Here is a 19,964-nt window from a genome sequence, read left to right on the forward strand (position 1 = left end):
GTCATTAGTCATTGGTCAGAAGGAAGAAAGGACTAAAGTCCTCACTACGAACCTAATTAACCGTTTGTAGTGAGGACTTTAGTCCTTCTTCTTCATTTTATTTGGGAGGGCGGGGGATTCGTCATTTGTCATTAGTCATTGGTCAGAAGGAAGAAAGGACTAAAGTCCTCACTACGAACCTAATTAACCGTTTGTAGTGAGGACTTTAGTCCTTCTTCAATTTAGTTTGGAGGGCGGGGTAGGCGAAAAGTTAGGGGGCTGAGGATTTGATTGAGAGTTCGCAATTGTTCGGCGGTGCCCAAACAAATTAGCGTATCTCCTCCTTCGATCGCAGTTTCTCCAGTTGGCCCGACAATCAAAGTCCCGCCAGCGCGCCGTATCGCTAACACTAACGCCCCGGATTGCGATCGCAATTTGGCATTTCTCAAAGTTTGTCCGACGTAGACACAACTATTCGGATCTACCAAAAATTCTTCCATGTAAAAAGAACTCTCCGTCCCCGTCAAAACCCCATCTAAAAAATCCATCACTTGAGGTCTTAAAGCCGCCGCCGCCATGCGTTTGCCGCCCGTAATGTAGGGGGATACAACCGCATCGGCGCCGCCCCGCTGCAACTTCTTTACGGCTTCTTCTGTAGTCGCGCGGGCGATCGCCCGTACCTTCGGATTCAGAGTTTTCGCCGACAGCACAGTGTATAAATTCTCAGCATCCGACGGCAAAGCTGCTACTATGCAAATTGCGCGATCTATCCCCACATTCAGCAAAATTTCATCGAGTGTCGCGTCTCCCTGCACCGCCGTGTACCCCAGCGCCAAAGCAGCCTGAACCGACTGTAGCGCCAAATCTACCACTACAAAAGGAATATTTTCTGCCTGAAATTCCAAGGCAATTTGTTGCCCCGTGCGCCCGAAACCGCAGAGAATGTAATGTCCGATCAAAGAATCTACCAAACGCCGCTGCTGCCTAATTCTTGCTCCTTCTTGAAAATATCCTTGAATCAGCGCTTCTGTAAAGCGGTTGACGATATAACCAATCACCATCACGCCCATCAAAATCAGGCACATGGTAAACATTCGCCCGCGTCTGCCGAGGGGGTGAATTTCGCCGTAGCCGACTGTTGCTAAAGTAAATACAGTCATGTAAGCGGCATCGAGCAAAGGCCATTTTTCCACCAGCCAATACCAGAGAGTACCCGTGCAGAAAATGCCGCCCAGGGCGATGATGCCGCCAGTTAACTGTTTTTGCAGGCGCTGGTACTTTTGCTCTAGAGTTGAATACACCGATCGCCCTGACCTATTATTTATTAGCTGCTACTAAATTTAAGCATATCGAGACTTACGCAAAAACCCGATTCCTGGGAGTAAATCTAAAATCTAAAATCTAAAATCTACTCACTGAGTTCCAATCCCGTCGCAGAGGTGGCGATGGCTGGAATTGGCGATCGCATTTGTCTGAAAATAATTGCGGGCGACATTGCAGCCCTGCACCAACAAATCGTCAAGATTAAGATTCCACAGTATCACCGTACCATCGGCACTCGCAAAGGCGATCGCCCTACCGTCAGGACTAAAACTCGCACTCCCAACAGCAGCCCTGTTACTTGTGAAAGTTTTGAGCAATGTACCGTCAATTTTCCAGAGTCTCAACATTTTATCTTTGCTTGCAGATAGCAACATTTGACTGTCGGGACTAAAACTAATATTTGTGAATCCACTTGTATGCTTTAAAATACTCAGCGGTGTACCGTCTGTGCTCCAAATTCTCGCAGTTCCTCCAGCACTTGCCACCGCCAGCATTTCTCCGTCGGGACTGAAACTTGCACTCACAATTTGCTCGCTATCAATCTGTATAATTTGTAGCAACTTGATATCGCTACTTGCATCAACTGACTGCTGTTTTTGCATTTTTTGCACAAGTTTTGTCAAACTCCACATTTTAACAGTGCCATCATTGCCAGCCGCCGCAAGTATCTGAGCGTCCTGGCTCAAACTCGCGCTGGTTATCCAACCTTTATCCACTCTCAAACTTGACAATTCTTGCCCGTTAATGTGCCATAGTTTAACAGTTCCGTCGGCACTTGCTGAAACAATAATTTTACCATCTGGACTCAAACTGATGCTGGTTAATTTAGCGCTGTGTCCTTTTAAATCGTGCATCAACTTTCCGTTGCTTTGCCAAATTTTCACGGTTTTGTCGTCGCTGGCGGAAACAACTATCTGACCGCTAGGATTGAAGATTGCACTTATAATTTTATCAGTATGCCCGGTCAATGTTGCTTGCAAAGTTCCATTGGTTTGCCAAAGTTTGATATCATTGCGATCGGTAGCTGTCGCCAGTATTTGACTGTCGGGGCTGAAGCTCGCGAAAGCCAGGTTACGGGCTTGACTCTGGAAGCTGCGGCGTGCCGTGAAGCTGTAAACTGCCTGTTCTAGGGCGATCGCCACTCGCGTCTGAATATCTGAACTCACTCCGAGCGATCGCTTAATTTCAGTAACCGCCCTGATGCTTTCTAGCAAAGCTTCGTCTTTTTTATCAGCGGCAAATAGCATTTCTGATAGCACGCTGAGAGTCAGAATTTTGTTATTTCTTTCTTCGATTGACGGTTTTACCCAAAATGCTACAATCAGGATTGATATCAATATTGTTGCGGCCACTGTCATAGTTGCTAATCTGAGGTTGTACTCGCGCCATAACTTATATTGAGTAATTCTTTTCTGTTTTTGTGCTTCTGCAAGTTCCTCTAGTAACTTTTTTTCGCGGCGCAGTTGCTCCATTTCAGCTTGAGTTTTTTTTTCGCGATCGCGAAACCTGGCAAATTCCGCTTCTTGGCTAACACCTAAAAATTGATAATCTTGCGCGCTCAAACTTTTATTTGCCGCCCACTCTCGCGCATCTGCCAGTGCTTGACCGCGCAACAATCTAGATTCATCTTGACAATCTGATGCTATCCATGCTGTTAGTGATTCGGCATAGGGGCGCAAGTCACCGAGTGCTTTTTCTACCCATTTTTGGTCAAAAATAGCTGCATAAATGCGGTTGGATACGGTTAATTTTCCGGCTCGTTTTACGACTAATCCGCTCAAGCGCAATTCTGTTTGTTCGGGAGAATTATCTACTGTAACCCCCCCTGCCCCCCCTTTGTAAGGGGGGGAGAAAGAGGTTTGAGATTGGTTAGGGAGAGATAAAGAGGTTTGAAATTGCCCCCCCAAAGCTTGGGGGGGTTGGGGGGGGTTCAAGATTTTTTGATATAATCCCAACAACCTACTGGCGCGGTGCTGACTTCTGAAAAGGCGATCGCGAATTGTTTTGAGATGTATCGGTTCATCCGAGGATTCCCAATTATCAATAATCTGAGATTGCACTATCTCACCAATGAATAGGTTCGTAGTAAGGACTTCAGTCCTTCTTCCATCCAGGTTCGTAGTAAGGACTTCAGTCCTTCTTCCATCCGTAGAATCAGATTCAACAGAACCATCTTCTAAGCATTTGACATTTTGAAGAATCAGCTTACAAAGCTTTTGAGTCAGAAACGGCTGTCCTCCCGTCCAATCCAAAATCTCTTGTAAAACCTCTTGAGGATTGTCAACTTTTCCCTCAAATCCCTTAGCCAAAGGCAAAGCTTCCTGTAATTTAAAACCGTACAATTCAATAGCAAAACCGATATTAAACGGAGTGCGAATTGCATCAAAAATCAAATCAGACGGCGAAGCAACTCCCAGCAATGCAAAAGTTAACCGCTGGTATTCTGACTTTACAGCGCGTTTGTTGTAGCAAGATCTAATTAGAGCAAAAAAATCATCTAGCGGTTCTTGGAAACTGAGAACGCTATCAATTTCATCAATAAAAATGACAATCGGTTGAGCAATTTTTGCCAGCAGCAACTCTTCAATTAACTCTCCTAAGCGCTGCACGGGCGGCATCAACTCTCTCTCGCGCCACCAAGCCATAAACTCCGCCGGGTTAAACAGGTTGAAGCTGCATAAAAGCTTGTAAGCGACGCCGCCGTACCACTTATCCAGAGAGACTTGCTGGCTGCCAATGTCCGAAAGGTCGATCGTAGCACAAGCAATGCGATCGGCCGAAAGCTTTTGTACGGTTTGAACTAATAAGCTGGATTTGCCCATTTGTCGGGAATTGAGCACGTAGCAAAACTCTCCGGCTTTCAGGGCTTCATACAGTTCTAAATCAGCTTGACGCACTACATAGGTAGGTGCATCTTGCGGAAGACTGCCGCCGATTTGGTATTGATAATCGACTGTCATGAGTTTGCCTCTAGTTAGATTATTTTGTCACTTCCGTTGTGCCTTTACCACAAATAACCTTCCCGTTTTGATAGGTTGGTTCCGCTGGTTTCATTGTACCGGGAGAATCAGCTTGGCACAAGATGGCTACTGTTGTCATTTCATTTTTAGGAGCATTTGGAAAGGCAGGAACTAAAAACACACCGCCGATATAGCTTTTAACTTTAACATCTTTGGCCTTGGAAACTGCATAATTAAATGCTGCTTGCTTGGTGGCGCGAGTTGAATACTTGTAGTTGGTTGTTTCTGTTTTTATGCCAAGTCCTAAAGCAGCAACTGAATTGCTAAAAGCAGTATTTTCTGCAAATTTTGCTTGCTGAGCGCGGTTCATTGAGCCAACATACTGTTTTCCTTCTGATTGCTTAGCCTTATTTGCCATAGTCAGATAAGATGGTAGAGCGATCGCGGTCAATACTCCAATACACATTAAAAGCACTAAACATCCGCAACCATTAGCTGGCTTAGAATTTTCTTGACGCATGGTATAGTCTCCTCTTTGTTTGTAGTAAGGACTTTAGTCCTTGAAAAATCACGTAAATGCCGATTTAATATTGTAATCGGCTGTCATGATCCGCCCTAAATTTAAATTATTCTGTCACTGCTTTCGTGCCTTTGCCGCAAGCAGTTTTACCATTTTGATAGGTTGGTTCTGCCAGTTGAATTAGACCGGGAGAATCAGCTTTGCACAATATGGCTAATGTCTTGAGTTCATGTTTGGCAGCATTTGGCTCGACTTCTTTAGCAGGAACTACAAAGACACCGCCCACATAACTTGTATTTTTTAGGTGCTTGGATACTCCATAATTAAAAGCAGCTTGCTTGGTGGCGCGAACTGAATACTTGTAATTTGGGGTTTCAGTTTGAATGCCTGTTCCCAATGCTTCAACAGAATTAGCCAAAGTATTTTTTTTAGCAAAATAGGCTTTTTGCTCTCTGTTCATTGAGCTAAGATACTGTTTTGGTTCCGATGTCATCTCCCGAATTTCCTCGTTAATAAATGAGGGGTGAGCTAGCACGCCTATTATTCCGACGTACATTGAAAATAAGAAGCATTCGTAACGATAAACTGAAATGATAGCTGATAGAGAATTTTGTTGATTCATGGGATTGTATCCTCTTTGTTTATAGTCAGGAATTTAGTCCTTAAAATGTTAATCAAATTCAGCGAGGCAGAGCCTCTGGATCTGCGTTACCAGGCAGTGCCTGGTAACGAGGAAAACGAGGAAATACTAATTCCTAATATCGCAACTTTTGTGCTTCTTTTTGGTCAGGATATGCTGGCTTAGTCGTTTTAGTGCCGATCGCAAAATCGCGCAACTCCACCCTGGTAAACTTGACACCCCACGGATCGGTGGTTGTATCCAACTCCTCAACTAAAGTATTATTGAGTTGATGGCGAGCTGTATGAAGTTCCTCGACAGTTAATTTAGCAATCTGAGTCCGAATGGAAAGAATCAGCATATTGAACATGGCTTCCTTGAGATTCTGCACTTTGTAGGAAGCTTTTTCTAAGTCAATTACTCGCCAGTACACAATAAATTCAAGGGTGACAAAAACGCGATCGTGAGTTGCACATTGTTGCGGTGGCAGTTTTAACATTTGCTCGCGCAGAGTTTGTTGGTAGGCGACTTGCTCGACAAAGGGAATCAGAAATGTGATGCCAGGTTCGAGTTTTTTGCGATCGTACTTTCCGAAAATTTCAACTAAAGCTTCATCTCCTTGACGGACGATTTTCACACTGCTGGCTAAGGATACTCCGGTGATTGCAAACAACACCATCAAAAAATACTGATACATAGTGAATCTCCTGGTAATTTTAAGCTGTGAACTAAAGATGATAGGATTTGCACATCGGGGCCTAGAAACCGGGTTTTTTACGAAAATATTTCGTTATAGCCCGCAGATTCGGTAAAAAACCCGGTTTCTCAACACCAGTGCGTAATTCCTGAATGAATTGAGGTTGTTACAAAGGTTTAACTGTTGATGCGAATTAATCTGTCAGGTATCACAATCAGCGTGTTTCCTTCGCGGCGCAAAACGTAAACTTTTTGTCGGGGTGCGATTAGTTGGGAATCTTCATTGCGAGCTTTCCAAGAAGCACCCTCATAAATCACCATTCCGGTTTCTCCCGATAAAATTTCGGAGATAGTTGTTGCTGCGGTGGATTCAGGAATGACAAACTTTTTGCGAACAATGAAAATTGGTCGAATCCAGATACTCAGCGCGAGGGCTATTCCCATCCAGTAAGATATCTGCCAGTCAAAATCTTCATACATTACGTTCGCCCAACTGAATTGAAATGCTACCGATCCTCTCCACAAAATAAAGGATGAAATTAGAGCAGCAACTCCCATCATCAGCAGGTAATATCTGTATCTTTGTGGCTGAGTTTTGATGATTAATAGATCGATCGCACTTAGCACAACCCCTAGCAGCAACCAAAACATCGGCGGTGTGAATGCGAAACCCGATCGATTAGTGGCTGACGCCAGCGACCAAATTAGGATAGAATGCACAATGCTTTTACCTCCTTTAGACAGTGCTGAACCTTGTTATTTCTAATCTAATCAGGCCGCTATTTGAGTTGGTGAGTGAGTTATTTAAAAATTCATCGACTTTTCATCGACTTTTTATCGACTTTAGGGACGGTTAGCAGTCAATTTAAGGTCAAATCCCCATTCCGGCAGGGGTTTAAACCCCTGCCTCAAAGCGAAAGTCGGTTAAAACTGAGATATTGCACCAATGTCAACAATCGAGCCAGAAACCGGGTTTCTGACCAAGAATATAGGGTTTTATGCAAAATCTTTGCCAGAAACCCGGTTTCTTTAGATTTATGGAGAATGGTGCAAGATGTGAGTTAAAACCGACTATTGATTTTAGATTTTAGATTTTAGATTTTAGATTGGGAATGATTGATTTTATAGTGGATATTTTAGATTTAAAGTTGAGGGTTAAGAAGTTTATTTGATTGGCTTTTTAGTCCTCTTTGAGAGGACTTTCGCTATGAGACTCTTAATTCATTCCCTGTCGGACTGTCGGACGTACAAACGATATCGGTACAGTTATTTATTGAATAACAAGCCTGTGGATTATGCCAATTTAATTGCAATTACTAAATCAGGTTTGCACTGAAAATTCCTGTGGGTCGATTCCCCAATTAGCCCAGCGAATCGCTTCCCTCGCCGATCGCATATCGGGTGGCACCCGCATGGCATGAATGAATCCCGTGCTAGGACAAGTCATTTTTAGCAAATAAAATGGCTGTCTTTCCCTATCATCAATTACTTCGTCTATTTTTAACAGAGTGTATTCAGCCCATGAATCTAATTCAGTAGCTTGCAATTCTTCGCATACACGTACATAGCCAATTCCCTGGATTAACGCTCGACGAAATTCCGAGTTTTGCTCTTGTAAAATCCATTGAGATTGCCACTCTTGGGGGGGGACTACCCCGTATTTTTCAGGTAATGTTATGCCGTGATGCGAATAGAATCCCCATCCATCAGCAAACTGGATGGCGGGTTTTCCTTCTGCGTGGAGGCGATCTTGACTGTCAAAAGAAAGTTTGACCGGGCGATCGCAAACAATACAAGTTTTTTCATAAGAATAAATCCAGCCGCAACTCACGATCAGTTCTTGCAATATTTCCCATTTTTCCCGATCGTAAGGATAATTTAAAACAGAAAAGCAAAAATCCAGGAAAGCTGCGCCACCAGCCCATACTTCAGGTCGATTCCAGAAACAAAATTTTTCAACCACTATTACATTTTTCAACTCATCTATAACATTGAAAAAACTAAGACCGCCGCTCCAACAAATATAAGCGTAATCTCCTTGGGCTGATTGGGATTGTCGTTCGAGTTGTTCTATCAGAGAGCGCGGTACTAAATTTTCAAAATGACTTTCTAGTGATTTTTTAACTGATTCTAGTGGTTCTTGAAGTGATTGGAATAAATTGTAGTACAGTTGGTCTGGTCGTTGGTTCAACTTAAACAACCGCTTCCCTAGTTCGTAGTTTTCCAGTTGATTCTCAGGTATTTCTGTTAATGGGAGTCCTGCGATCGCTCGGAGTCTATTACCATAATAGTCTTGCCAGTAGCATGAAAGACTTTTCCAAACTACACAAGGACTACTATAAAACTCAACTTCAGGCTCTGGTTTACCATTGGCAATGTAAGCTGCTTTGATGGCTGATTCGGCTTTGGCGCGATCGATCCGCTCTGTTGAAAGGGCGATTTGCCGCCACTTGTCGCGATAAACAGGAATCAAAGCTTCTTGCTCAGGAGTTAATTTTTTCATCTTAGTTGGCGACATATCTCTTCGAGGTTCATCTTGTCGCAATCCCAATATAACTCAATTATAGAGTTTTGCGAGTTTGGGCGTAAAAATGAAATAAGATATCTTTTGGCGATCGCAATTTTATCTGGGCGGGTGAGTTGTGAGAATTAATAGATCGATCGCACTTAGCACAACTCCCAGCAACAACATCGGCGGTGTGAAGGCGAAACTTGGTGGCTCGGTAGCTGACGCCAGCGACCAAATTAGGAGAGAATGCACAATGCGTTTACCTCGTTTTGATGCGATCCAACCTTGTTATTTCTAATCAAATCAGGCCGCTATTTGAGTTGACGACTGACTTATTTGACAATTCATCGACTTTTCATCGACTTTCGGGCGGCTGTCATTTATGATGGTTGCAGTGTCTCGATCGCGATAAGCAATGCCACGATCGCTAAAAGTGCGCGAAGAGTTCATTCGTGCAGTTAAATCGTCTCTCCTGAGAAATGGCTTTCCCAGTCAGAAAATCCTGGCTGAGGATTTAGGGATGGCGCAATCTACTGTCAGTCATTTCCTGAATGGCAAACCTGTGGATTATGTCAATTTCATCGAAATTTGTCGCGGATTGGGGCAGGAATGGCGGGATTTAGCCGATTTTGAGGCGAATTCGGAGCCGGAGGAGGTACGGGTGGTGAGGGCAAAAGTGGCGATCGCCTTCGAGGGCTTTGCTACGGATCGCTTCGCTAACGCTAACGCGCGATCGCTCTCAAACCACATTCTTTCCCAGCAGTTGCACGAAACTTTGAGCGCCGGGGGCCACGAAGTCTTTTTAATTAACAACAGCAGCGACTCACGATCGTATTTAAAACTTTCCGATTATTTGCTGCTGCTGATATCCGCAGAATCGGCCGCCAGCGAAATGATATTAGAACAAGTGCAGCTAGCCAAGCATTTGCACAATTTAACTGCTAAAAAAACAGCTATTCTACCGATTTGCCTTGAATCAAATACACCGCTTTCCTTTGATTTGTTCAGTTGTTTACAAGGAATTCAGCCCTGGGTTTGGCGTTGTGCAGGCGACTCATCAAAGTTATTATCAGAAATTTTAACTATCATCAAAGAAGGTCGCACATCGTTAACTGCCGACCATGAATTCGCGGTAAATTGGAACTCAATTACTAGCACAAAACAGTCGATAATTCCACCCCAGCCAGCAGCAGCGCCCGAATTGCCCGGAGGACAAGTAGAAGTCGCTTCTCGTTTTTATATCGATCGCCCTCCGATCGAATCCCGGTGTTACGAGGCGATCGCCCAACCGGGAGCCCTGATCCGCATCAAAGCGCCGAGACAGATGGGCAAAACTTCCTTGATGGCGCGGATTTTGCATCACGCAGAAGTGCAAGGTTCTCGCACGGTAGCCCTGAGTTTTCAGCTAGCAAATCGGAGAATATTCGCTAACTCAGATACATTTTTGCAGTGGTTTTGTGCTAGCGTCGGTCAAGAGTTGGGAATGCTAGAACACTTGCCGAAGTGCTGGGAATTAGCCGATATGATTGGTAGCAATCAGTGCTGCAAGGCTTATTTTGAACAGTATTTGCTGTCTGAATCCTCACCGCCTCTGACGTTAGGTTTGGATGAGAGCGATCGCCTGTTTGAATCCCCGGAAATTGCCGACGACTTTTTTGGTTTGTTGCGCGCTTTGCACGAAGAAGCGAAGCGGCGAGATATTTGGAAAAAGTTTCGTTTGATTGTGGTACATTCCACCGAAGTTTACATCCCCCTAGATGTGAACAAATCGCCGTTTAATGTGGGATTGCCGGTGGAATTGTCCGAGTTTAATTCGCAGCAAGTGCAAGATTTGGCGATGCGACACGGACTGAATTGGAGTGGGACAGAAGTTGCAGACTTGATGGCTTTAGTGGGCGGACATCCCTATTTAGTGCGGCTGGCCATGTATCGCATTGTCTGTCAAGATGTGACTTTAAATCAATTGCTGAAATCAGCGACAACCGAAACGGGAATTTACACCGATCATTTGCGGAGACATTTGTGGAATTTAGAAAAATATCCCGAATTAATCGAGGCGATGGGAGAGGTGGCGAGTGTCTCAAATCCCGTCAGGTTGAAGTCGGAATTAGCGTTTAAATTGAACAGTATGGGTTTGGTGAAACTGGATGGTAATTATTGCAGTGCGAGATGCTGTTTGTATGAGGAGTATTTTCGCGATCGGCTAGAATGCAAATAATCATTAGACAAGATTGTAAAAGTAATTTGAATCAAATTTTTGGACAGGCTAGAAGCCCGTCCCACAAGACTAAAAAAATTGTGGGATGGGCTTCTAGCCCGTCCTAATTATTTTTCTAATTCAAGTCTATTATTTAGCCGATCGCCAAATCTACACTAACTACAAATTCGGGAAAAGCCAGCGGCGAAACTTCGTCACCCCGCCAAAGCCTCATGATTAAACCGTAACCGTTAACCGTCGGCTGGCGGTAAACTTCCAAGCAGTTTTCCTGTAAGTTGAGAATCCATACTTCCTGAATTTGCGATCGGGCATAAATAGGAAGTTTCACGTCTCTGTCATAGTCTATTGAGGTGTCAGCTACTTCTATTAACAGCAAAACTTCCGATGGTAGGGGATGGGCGGTGGAATAGTAATCGGCACGAGGTTGCAGCAATACTATATCGGGTTGCGGTTCCGTGCGATCGCTCAACTGGACGGGGTTCTGCACGTCAAAAGTAGCCAAATTTTCGGGAATTTGGCTGCACAGTCTGGCTAAGCGCCTCACAGAGGAAGCATGACGAGTTCCAATTGCTGCCATTTCAACAAGTTCTCCTTCTATCAATTCTAGGCGATCGCCCTCCGCAAGAATCCCAGCTTTACCCATCTCATGGTATTCTTCAACTGTGAAAAGTCTTTTGAGCAACTGCACAGGCATAATTTACCGTTCCTCTAAGCATTTCTTCAATTATAGTCAGTCGCGCTATTAAATACCAGTAATGTCTAAAGTCGATGAGAAGTCGATGAGAACTCACTCAAGTTCTCAAATAGCCTCGTGATTTAATAGAGATAGAGTAGAAGCAAGGCGCAGTATGCGAACTTTGCAAGCCCCACCGAACTCAAATCAGGCATTTACCTGAAACCTGAATATCGTCGCGCCTCTCCTCTAACCATTACTCGTTTAAAAAATACTCTGATCACACATTTGGAGAACAACCATGCAGCTTAAGAAAAATCCTCAACTGAATGCAGTCAACAAACAAGCAGAATTGAGAACAACCATGCAGGTTCAGACAAAACCTCAACTTGATCCACTCAACAAACAAGCAGCCTCGACAAAAACCATGCAGGTTAAGAAAAATCCTCAACTTGATCCACTCAACAAAAAAACAGCATCGACAACAACCATGCAGGTTAAAACAAAACCTCAACTCGATGCAATAAACAAAAAAACAGCATCGACAACAACCATGCAGGTTAAAACAAAACCTCAACTCGATGCAATAAACAAACAAGCAGCATCGACAACAACCATGCAGGTTAAGGTTAAGAAAAATCCTCAACTCGATGCACTCAACAAACCAGCAGCATCGACAACAACCATGCAGGTTAAGAAAAATCTTCAACTCAATGCACTCAACAAACAAACAGCATCTTCAGAAAAAAACATTATCCATGAAAAAAAAAGTAAATCAGGTGGAGGAAGTTTACTGAAAATACTTTTTATTTATTTTCCTTTGCTTGTTGTGATACTTGCTACGATCGCCCTCCCTGAACTCGCCCGTTGTAGGCCGTATAAAGCTATGCAGTCAGAAGCTAAGCAATATGTTAGCTCAATTAACCGCGCCCAACAAGCCAAACACGCCGATTATGGTGCATTTTCTAATTCCATTACTGCCCTGGGTATCGGCATTAAAACTCAGACAACCAATTATAACTATTCAGCCATAGCCACCAAAAATGCTGCGTTTAGTTATGCGGTATCCCGCAGCGATAATCTTCGTAGCTATATCGGAGCTGTATTTTTACTACCTGTTTCCCCAGCTAACAACGACAAGACTACTGTAGGCATTCTGTGTGAAGCAAATTCTCCTGGGAAGACCCAACCGCCTAATCCTATCCTTCACTATGATGGTTTTGTCTGCGCTGATGGTAGTACAGCAGTGAGTAAGTAAATATAGACATTACCTGTCAACTGTCAACTGTCAACTGTCAACGATAATCTCATGTTACCTGAAATTGTCAAAGGGTTCATCATCTTAGCCTGCATCTTCATTCCCCTGGAAAGAATCTTTTCTTTGCACAAGCAAAAGATATTCCGTCTCGGATGGGCTACCGATGCCACTTATTTTTTTACAGGTCACTTTATTGGCGCAGCAAGTGCTATTGTTGTGACTGTGATTTTCTCGCTGATGACTAATATACTCAACCCGGAATTGCAAAGCAAAGTAGCATCTCAACCTGTCTGGTTGCAGTTGGTAGAAACAATTGTAGTTTCAGATATGGCATATTACATAGCTCACCGACTGCTGCATGAAGTACCCTGGCTTTGGCAATTTCATGCAGTCCATCATAGCATTGAACACATGGATTGGTTAGCAGCAGTGCGAGTGCATCCCTGCGACCAAGTATTTACTAAATTTTGCAAAATGATGCCTCTGTGCTGGTTGGGGTTTAGCAATCAAACTTTGGTGATTTACGCTCTTTATTCGGCGACGATCGCGTTCCTAATTCATGCTAATATTAAAGTGAATTTTGGTGTCCTAAAATGGTTTATAGCTACTCCAGGATTTCATCACTGGCATCACACTAAAATTCCTCAAATCTACAACAAAAACTTTGCTGTTCAGTTGCCACTGTTAGATTTACTATTTGGAACGCTCTATATGCCAACAGAGAAATTACCCCAAAAATATGGTATCTCCGATCGCATACCTGCTGGCTATCTCGGACAACTACTCTATCCGTTTCTCAGGAGAACGAATAATGCTAAATGACAAATTAAAACAAGGTATTGCTCGCTATTTTCGCCCATTGCCTGTAATTCTTGGTATTTGCTTAATAGGTGTTAGTTCTTTTAGTGCAGTTGCCTTGCTCAACCACATGGATATCCCTACTTTTATCGTGAGTTTGAATGCCCCAAAAGTTACCGTTGCCGAATTGCAGCAAGGTAAGTTAAAACCTGTGATTTTGATTGACGTGCGATCGCCCGAAGAATACGCCGAAGATCGCATCGGTGAAAGTCCGCTGGTTCCCCTAAGTGATATTGAAGCTGGATTCGGTGTCAAGCAAGTGCAAGCTCTTGCTCGATCGAGTGTCAATTCCGATCGCACCCAGCCAACTATTGTACTTTATTGCGCGCGGGGCGGGCGATCGGTTAAAGCATACCAAAAATTGCAACAAACTGGTTTGAATTTGGCTTTCCTCTCAGGCGGTATCACAGCGTGGCGGGAAGCTGTACCTGCTAAACAAGACGCTCAAATATTAGCGCCAATTAGTCGATCGCTCCCACAGCCTGTCAGTCGATTTTAGATTTTAGATTTTAGATTGGAGATTTACTTGCAGCGCCGTGAATCTGGGATATTCAACAGAAGCGCTGCCGGTTTGTAGTGCGGACTTCAGTCCGCTCTTATTCTGCGGACTGAAGTCCGCACTACGAACCTGGCATCATATAATTAGTTAGTTAAAGGAAGAGTAGAGAACAACGGTAACTCAAAAATATCTATCAATAGAAAGGTGTATCTGGCTGAGTGATTCGCTATCTTGAAATTAAGTAGCCAAAATCTTCAGCAATCTCCAACGGTTGGCTGTGGTGGCAGGCAGCACAATAATCAGAGTTAACATAACTTGATTCCATGCAAAATACCGCAGACTTACTCCCAAAAATTGACTCGCAAACTCTTCCTAAAAAGCAACCGACACTTCCAAATTATGAGGCAGCCGATCGCCAATTTGTCAATTTGCTAGAGATGGAGGATTTAGACAAGACGGTAGCGGCAAAACCGTTACTTGTTAGCGATTTTGAAAGCGCGCTCGCCGTGGCGCTGCGATCGGCATATCAGCAACCGGAGGGCGATGAGGCCGCGCACCGCTTCTTGCAGCGCGTGCTGTACCGCATCAACCGCCTCAACTTGTTTTGGTACGACGATTTGCACCGCTACAACAACGAACGATCGCACTATTTGCGTTCGGTACGCGATCGCATCGAATCACCCTGGCAGCAGTGGGAAATCGCCCAAATCGACGTTGCAGCCCTGCAAAACATCGAGGATGTCAAGCAAGCTCTGCGCGATCGCGCCGCAGCCGATGTCAATCCAGAACTCACCCAGATCGATCGCTACCTGCGGGAACAGATGACTGAAGGGGGATACAGACACCTGCTGGCGATCGCCTCCTTCGACGGTTTAGTGGAAGCCAGCCGCGTTTCTCGCATCATCGGCGGTGCCGGCAACGAAATTCAGTCAACGCTGACGCGCGTGCTGATCGAAGAATACGGCGGCGGTCGCTTAGCCCGCAAGCACTCGACTTATTTTGCCCAAATGCTGGCAGAATTCGGGATGAGTACGGAACCGGAAGCTTACTTCGATTTAGTGCCTTGGGAAGTGCTCGCCAGCATCAACCACAACTTCCTGCTTACCGAGCGCAAGCGCCATTTTCTGCGCTACAACGGCGGACTTACTTATTTTGAGGTAGCCGGGCCCGTGGCTTACCGCAATTATCTAGCCGCCGCCCAGCGTCTGGGCCTCTCGCAGGCTGCGATGGGTTATTGGGAACTCCACATCCGAGAAGATGAGCGTCACGGGCGCTGGATGCTCGATGAGGTGGCGATCCCACTGGCCGACAGATACCCGGATGAGGCCTGGGAATTGCTGTTGGGCTACGATCAGGAGAAGTCGATCGGCGATCGGGCTGCGTTGGCTGTAGTGCGATCGATCCAAGCCGCAGAACACAATTAAAGGGCGATCGGGCGCGGGTGCGTCAGTCACAAGCTTTGAGTCAACTCCAGCAGTTTGTGACTGACGCACCCTACCAACATCGATCCAAGCCGCAGAACACAATTAAAGGGCGATCGCGCAGCTATCTCGTAGGGTGCGTCAGTCACAAGCTTTGAGTCAACTCCAGCAGTTTGTGACTGACGCACCCTACCAACATCGATCCAAGCGGCAGAACACAATTAAAGGGCGATCGGGCGCGGGTGCGTCAGTCACAAGCTTTGAGTCAACTCCAGCAGTTTGTGACTGACGCACCCTACCAACGCTGTGTTTTACAACGCAGTCAAGAGCTGAATTAGCTCGATCGACAAATCTCTTTGCGACTTTTGCTGCTTCTGAAACAACACTCCCGCCAGCAGATAGATATTTTCCGAATAAAAAGCTAAGCCCTGTTTTCTGAGATTGGCGATCGTGCTTTTCACCTTCTGCTCCGAACTGTAATAACCAAAAGTTAAAGGTGCAATCTCAAAATTCGCCACCGAGTAGCCTATATCCAAGGCATAATCTATCAATCCCACAGGATTAGAATAGCTCGACACCATCAACAAAACTCGATCGCAGTCCAAAGATAAAAGTTTCTTAGCAATACTCGCACCATCCGTCCCGCCATGCAACAGCGGCTGATAAATCTTGTCATCCGCCGCCGGCAAGTAAGGCGGATTTGAGATTACACAATCCGCCGACAAGTATAAAGGCGAATCAAAAAAAGAGCAATTGTGGACAGTGTATTGTTCGCTCAGTTGATATTGCTTAATTTGAGACTGAGCAATTTTACAAGCTACATTATTTAGCTCAAATCCCTGTATAGTCCCGTCAAAATCTGTTCTCAGCAAAGACTTAATAACTGGACTTCCCTCACCCGAGCCAAACTCTACGATACGTCGAGCTTGGTCGCTGGCATTTAACACTAAACTTTCCAAGCAGTGCGAGTAAAAATCCGATTCTTCCGGGCAGTGGAATACCTGTTTGAGAGGATGGGATGAAGTGAGCATAAATTCTGTAACAAAGTTGACTTTTTTAAATTTACTGACTAACTAATAGTGCAGCCATCCGTCGGAAGAGCTATTTTATAAAATTTGTAAATTTTTGTGTTCTTCTTTTACATATTGATTGCCAATAAATAAGTATTACTTCAGACATATAAATAATTTTTACGACATTAATCCGATTGACGGATTGCAATTAGAGCGAGGGCTGGTGATATAGGTAGATAAGCCAGTAATTTTTAATTTTAATTGTGTCAAATATGACTTTTTTTAATTATTCAGTTCCGCCTCTGCGGCGCAAACAGCTAAACCTAGAGCTTCAGGATTTAGAAGGAATTTGGCAGGTTAAGTTTCCCCTAGGCAAAGAACGATCTTACTCAACATTTTATACTTGCCTCGATCGATGTTGCCTGATGTGGAGCTTGTTGTTAATACTCATGTTCGGTACGGCACAATTTTTTCCTGTGAATTGGATGCTGCAAGCAGGTTTGTGGTCGGCGCTGAGCCTCGCAGGTACAGTCGCTATGGTAAGCTGGACGTACTGTTGGGTGAAAAAAGAACGCCTGACTTGGGTGCTTTACGGTTGGGTAATCCTGATGTTATTGGGATTGCTGCTGACAGACTTGGGCATTTTTTTGGGTTGGGGAAAAGTGTTGACCAATCTCTGTCCTCTGTGGTTGGGAATGAGCCCAATCGGGTATTTGGGGACGGGATTGGCATTGCGATCGCGCGCGCTGTTAGCTGCAAGTTTGTTTCACCTGTTGGGGATTTTAATTTTGCCTTATACCAGCGGTTGGTCTTTCCTGTTTACGGGATTTGTTATGGTATTTAGCTTGCTTGTTTTAGCCGAATTGCAATGGGATATGCAACGACCGAGCGAGTACGCTGCACTGACTCAAAAACAGCAGCATTTTCCTCAGTAATAGCACCGAATTCCACAGATATCAATATGCTGCTTGGTTTGTAGTGGAATTTATTCCTCGGAAAATGCGGACTGAAGTCCTCACTACAAACCTCAATCACATTGGTTTGTAGTGGAATTCATTCCTCGGAAAATGCGGACTGAAGTCCTCACTACGAACCTCAATCACATTGGTTTGTAGTGGACTTTATTCCTCGGAAAATGCGGACTGAAGTCCTCACTACGAACCTCAATTACATTGGTTTGTAGTGAGGACTTTAGTCCTGTGAAAATGCGGAATGAAATCCTCACTACAAACCTCAATTACATTGGTTTGTAGTGGGGAATTCATTCCTCATCAGACGATAGATCGCTTAAGTCCCAACTATCAAACCCAATCGATGTTATTTTAGCGGACACGAGAGGACTAATGACTGATGACTGATGACTCATGACTCATGACTCATGACTAATTGCCACCAGACTGTACAGATTTGCGGGTTTGGTTAGTATCGTCGCCCTTGTGATGCCACGTGCCACCGTCGCCTTGAACATACTCGGATTTTACGCTGTTCCAAGCAACGCGAGTAGCAGCATCTTGGCTCATTCCATCTTCGCTAGCGCTCTTAAAAGCAGCTTGAAAAATATTCTGCGCCCCTTGGGGGAGTTGTTGTGCTTCTGAAGGTAATGTGTCAAATTGTTGTTCTGCCATAATGGTCTCCATTTTTAAAACATAAATGCTATTTTATATACAATAAACAACTACCTTCATCTCTCTAAAAGCAAGTTTAAGACTGCATTTATCTCAGTCCGAAGACCGATGTAATCTTAAATTTATTAGTTTCAGAAAAAGGAACTTGCTTGCCGTTGCTGGTGGCCCGGGATTTGGGTAATTTACCCGATCGCACAGCTATGAATCGGACTTCGGTTTTTTCACCTGCGAACTCAGAAAATACGTCAGCGCAGCGATTACTAAAGCGATACTCGCTCCAAAGGGAAGGATGTTCGGATCGCCCTTCCACCTAACTACCTCAGCGAGAAACAATACGCTCAATACGACGACGATCACGCTGGTGAGTTTGGTTTTGAGGTCATCGATGGTGTGAATTTCCAGCCAGTGGGGTACTTTAATCCGCTCGTCAATGAACAGCTCGTAAAGTCCGAGGGCAGTAATGTAAAATACTGTGGCTAGCAGAAACAAATCTACAACTTCGATAAAGGACAGAATCAGTTGTTTGGAGTTTTCGCTGGAAACGGAGCCTGTACTTAGAATATGGCTGATTGTGGTGATAGTTTCCAGCGCACCGTAGATCAAAAGCGTCACAGAAGCTGTAAAACAACCGAGTACAGCGATTAACATTAGATAGCGACTTCTGGCAAGAATTCGATGCAGCATAGTTGATATCCGCTTGGGAAATTTGTTAGAGAACAATCGCTCTCTGGCATACCTGTGGTTTTACTATATCAGGGTTTGGTCGATCGCACTTACTCGCACTCACAATCAATTCTGACTCCTTCCGCCGCCGCTGGTTAATCTAATGTCGCGCCGGCCAATATCGGATAACCTTCAGTTCGCCTTTGTCGGAATGCGCCGCCAGTCAAAACCCAGTCAAAAGCCTTGCGGTTGTGAGCTTGCTCGCGTTGAATGCGACTTTGAGCCGCCAGCGAGCTGTTTGAGATAATGTAGTTTCCTGGGAAAGTTTGAGCGGTATGCTGCGAGTGCCAAAATTGCCAGCAGTTCAACTTGAAAAATAGCACTCAAAAAAATCTTAAACTAACTCATATGGTCGATCTAAGCGAGCGAAACGCTAACCCTAAAAGTTTCAGAAAAACCTGGTTTTTCTCCCCATCTCTAACTTTTGATATAGCTAGTGAACCGCCCCAAAAAAGATCATCTACCACCTGAATAAAACGCCATTTTTTTAAATACTCCTAAAGATGAATGGCGAACTTGCACGAAAAGTAATAGCTTATAAAGTATTGAGACTGTGGGGTAAGTTTCAATTGGAAAAACAATCAAGGGAACGGGACTAAATTTGCTCTCTTACCTTCACGCTCCCGTAGCGAATATGAAAAGAGTTGTACGTTCCGTTGTCAATTTGACCATACGGTTTTGCAATCAAAAGCGATCGCAGGACTCTACAAGGCATAAGCAAGCATAACCATGAAATCTTCTAAATTGTTGAAAGTTGTTTTAGCAGGGGCTTGTACTTTAGGTTTAGCAACGGTTTCCTTAGCAGTGCCTGCTTCTGCCCAGTCGGGAGGCGGTGCAGGAGGCGGTGCAGGAGGCGGTAGCGCCGGCAGTGGCACCAGCGGTACGGGTACAACTGGTACAGGTAGTGGCACCAGCGGTACGGGTACAACTGGTACAGGTAGTGGCACCAGCGGTACGAGCGGTACGGGTACTAGCGGTACAACTGGTACGACAGGTACGGGTACTAGCGGTACAACTGGTACGACAGGTACGGGTACTAGCGGTACAACTGGTACGACAGGTACGGGTAC

Annotated in this window: 19 protein-coding genes and 1 pseudogene; 8 read left to right on the plus strand and 12 right to left on the minus strand. The window is 44.7% G+C overall.

Features of this window, described 5'->3' with window-relative positions:
• Positions 1-221: 221 nt before the first annotated feature.
• From QUB64_RS30045 to QUB64_RS30075, 7 genes are all read right to left on the minus strand, one after another.
• Positions 222-1,280, minus strand: coding sequence for a potassium channel family protein (locus QUB64_RS30045; RefSeq protein ID WP_333269602.1), 1,059 nt, complete (start codon positions 1,278-1,280; stop codon positions 222-224).
• A 111-nt stretch (positions 1,281-1,391) separates the two neighbouring features.
• Positions 1,392-4,262: an AAA-like domain-containing protein gene (locus QUB64_RS30050; protein ID WP_333269603.1), complete on the minus strand. Its 2,871-nt coding sequence runs from the start codon at positions 4,260-4,262 to the stop codon at positions 1,392-1,394.
• Positions 4,263-4,281: 19 nt separating this feature from the next.
• Entirely contained in the window at positions 4,282-4,782 is a 501-nt protein-coding gene (locus QUB64_RS30055) for a type IV pilin-like G/H family protein (protein WP_333269604.1), read from the minus strand.
• A gap of 106 nt (positions 4,783-4,888) precedes the next feature.
• Positions 4,889-5,404 (minus strand): type IV pilin-like G/H family protein, encoded by a 516-nt coding sequence (locus tag QUB64_RS30060; RefSeq protein WP_333269605.1) that lies wholly within the window; start codon positions 5,402-5,404, stop codon positions 4,889-4,891.
• Between the two features lie 133 nt (positions 5,405-5,537).
• Complete coding sequence (locus tag QUB64_RS30065) at positions 5,538-6,098, minus strand: SPFH domain-containing protein (RefSeq protein WP_333269606.1); 561 nt, start codon at positions 6,096-6,098, stop codon at positions 5,538-5,540.
• Positions 6,099-6,274: 176 nt separating this feature from the next.
• Complete coding sequence (locus tag QUB64_RS30070) at positions 6,275-6,817, minus strand: NfeD family protein (protein ID WP_333269607.1); 543 nt, start codon at positions 6,815-6,817, stop codon at positions 6,275-6,277.
• A 601-nt stretch (positions 6,818-7,418) separates the two neighbouring features.
• Positions 7,419-8,615 (minus strand): DUF6745 domain-containing protein, encoded by a 1,197-nt coding sequence (locus QUB64_RS30075; protein ID WP_333269608.1) that lies wholly within the window; start codon positions 8,613-8,615, stop codon positions 7,419-7,421.
• Between the two features lie 124 nt (positions 8,616-8,739).
• Between QUB64_RS30075 and QUB64_RS30080 the strand changes: the two genes are divergently transcribed.
• Positions 8,740-8,904: a hypothetical protein gene (locus tag QUB64_RS30080; RefSeq protein WP_333269609.1), complete on the plus strand. Its 165-nt coding sequence runs from the start codon at positions 8,740-8,742 to the stop codon at positions 8,902-8,904.
• 117 nt (positions 8,905-9,021) lie between these two features.
• Positions 9,022-10,824, plus strand: a complete 1,803-nt coding sequence (locus QUB64_RS30085; protein ID WP_333269610.1) for an AAA-like domain-containing protein — start codon at positions 9,022-9,024, stop codon at positions 10,822-10,824.
• Positions 10,825-10,957: 133 nt separating this feature from the next.
• On the opposite strand, the gene QUB64_RS30090 is transcribed toward QUB64_RS30085, so the two are convergent.
• Entirely contained in the window at positions 10,958-11,518 is a 561-nt protein-coding gene (locus tag QUB64_RS30090) for a Uma2 family endonuclease (protein ID WP_333269611.1), read from the minus strand.
• 280 nt (positions 11,519-11,798) lie between these two features.
• On the opposite strand from QUB64_RS30090, the gene QUB64_RS30095 reads away from it, so the two are divergent.
• The 4 genes from QUB64_RS30095 to QUB64_RS30110 all read left to right on the plus strand — a co-directional run bounded on the left by QUB64_RS30095 (position 11,799) and on the right by QUB64_RS30110 (position 15,536).
• A complete protein-coding gene (locus tag QUB64_RS30095) occupies positions 11,799-12,755 on the plus strand; it encodes a type IV pilin-like G/H family protein (protein WP_333269612.1) in 957 nt (318 codons plus the stop codon).
• Between the two features lie 51 nt (positions 12,756-12,806).
• A complete protein-coding gene (locus QUB64_RS30100; protein WP_333269613.1) occupies positions 12,807-13,577 on the plus strand; it encodes a sterol desaturase family protein in 771 nt (256 codons plus the stop codon).
• Complete coding sequence (locus QUB64_RS30105; RefSeq protein WP_333269614.1) at positions 13,567-14,112, plus strand: rhodanese-like domain-containing protein; 546 nt, start codon at positions 13,567-13,569, stop codon at positions 14,110-14,112. Before QUB64_RS30100 ends, QUB64_RS30105 begins: the two co-directional genes overlap by 11 nt.
• 323 nt (positions 14,113-14,435) lie before the next feature.
• The gene (locus QUB64_RS30110) at positions 14,436-15,536 is read left to right on the plus strand and encodes an iron-containing redox enzyme family protein (protein ID WP_333269615.1); all 1,101 of its coding nucleotides are present in this window, start codon (positions 14,436-14,438) and stop codon (positions 15,534-15,536) included.
• A gap of 308 nt (positions 15,537-15,844) precedes the next feature.
• On the opposite strand, the gene QUB64_RS30115 is transcribed toward QUB64_RS30110, so the two are convergent.
• The gene (locus QUB64_RS30115) at positions 15,845-16,564 is read right to left on the minus strand and encodes a methyltransferase (protein WP_333269616.1); all 720 of its coding nucleotides are present in this window, start codon (positions 16,562-16,564) and stop codon (positions 15,845-15,847) included.
• A 254-nt stretch (positions 16,565-16,818) separates the two neighbouring features.
• Between QUB64_RS30115 and QUB64_RS30120 the strand changes: the two genes are divergently transcribed.
• Positions 16,819-17,481 (plus strand): hypothetical protein, encoded by a 663-nt coding sequence (locus tag QUB64_RS30120; RefSeq protein ID WP_333269617.1) that lies wholly within the window; start codon positions 16,819-16,821, stop codon positions 17,479-17,481.
• A 447-nt stretch (positions 17,482-17,928) separates the two neighbouring features.
• Here QUB64_RS30120 and QUB64_RS30125 read toward each other — a convergent pair whose 3' ends face one another.
• The 3 genes from QUB64_RS30125 to QUB64_RS30135 all read right to left on the minus strand — a co-directional run bounded on the left by QUB64_RS30125 (position 17,929) and on the right by QUB64_RS30135 (position 19,217).
• Positions 17,929-18,171, minus strand: coding sequence for a ChaB family protein (locus QUB64_RS30125; protein WP_333269618.1), 243 nt, complete (start codon positions 18,169-18,171; stop codon positions 17,929-17,931).
• Positions 18,172-18,369: 198 nt separating this feature from the next.
• Entirely contained in the window at positions 18,370-18,855 is a 486-nt protein-coding gene (locus QUB64_RS30130; RefSeq protein ID WP_333269619.1) for a YqhA family protein, read from the minus strand.
• A 134-nt stretch (positions 18,856-18,989) separates the two neighbouring features.
• Positions 18,990-19,217, minus strand: coding sequence for a hypothetical protein (locus QUB64_RS30135; protein WP_333269620.1), 228 nt, complete (start codon positions 19,215-19,217; stop codon positions 18,990-18,992).
• A gap of 406 nt (positions 19,218-19,623) precedes the next feature.
• Here QUB64_RS30135 and QUB64_RS30140 point away from each other — a divergent pair.
• Positions 19,624-19,964 (plus strand): annotated as a pseudogene (locus QUB64_RS30140) (hypothetical protein); the annotation flags it as partial.

This window comes from Microcoleus sp. Aus8_D2 (assembly GCF_036702665.1).
Lineage (GTDB): Bacteria > Cyanobacteriota > Cyanobacteriia > Cyanobacteriales > Microcoleaceae > Microcoleus.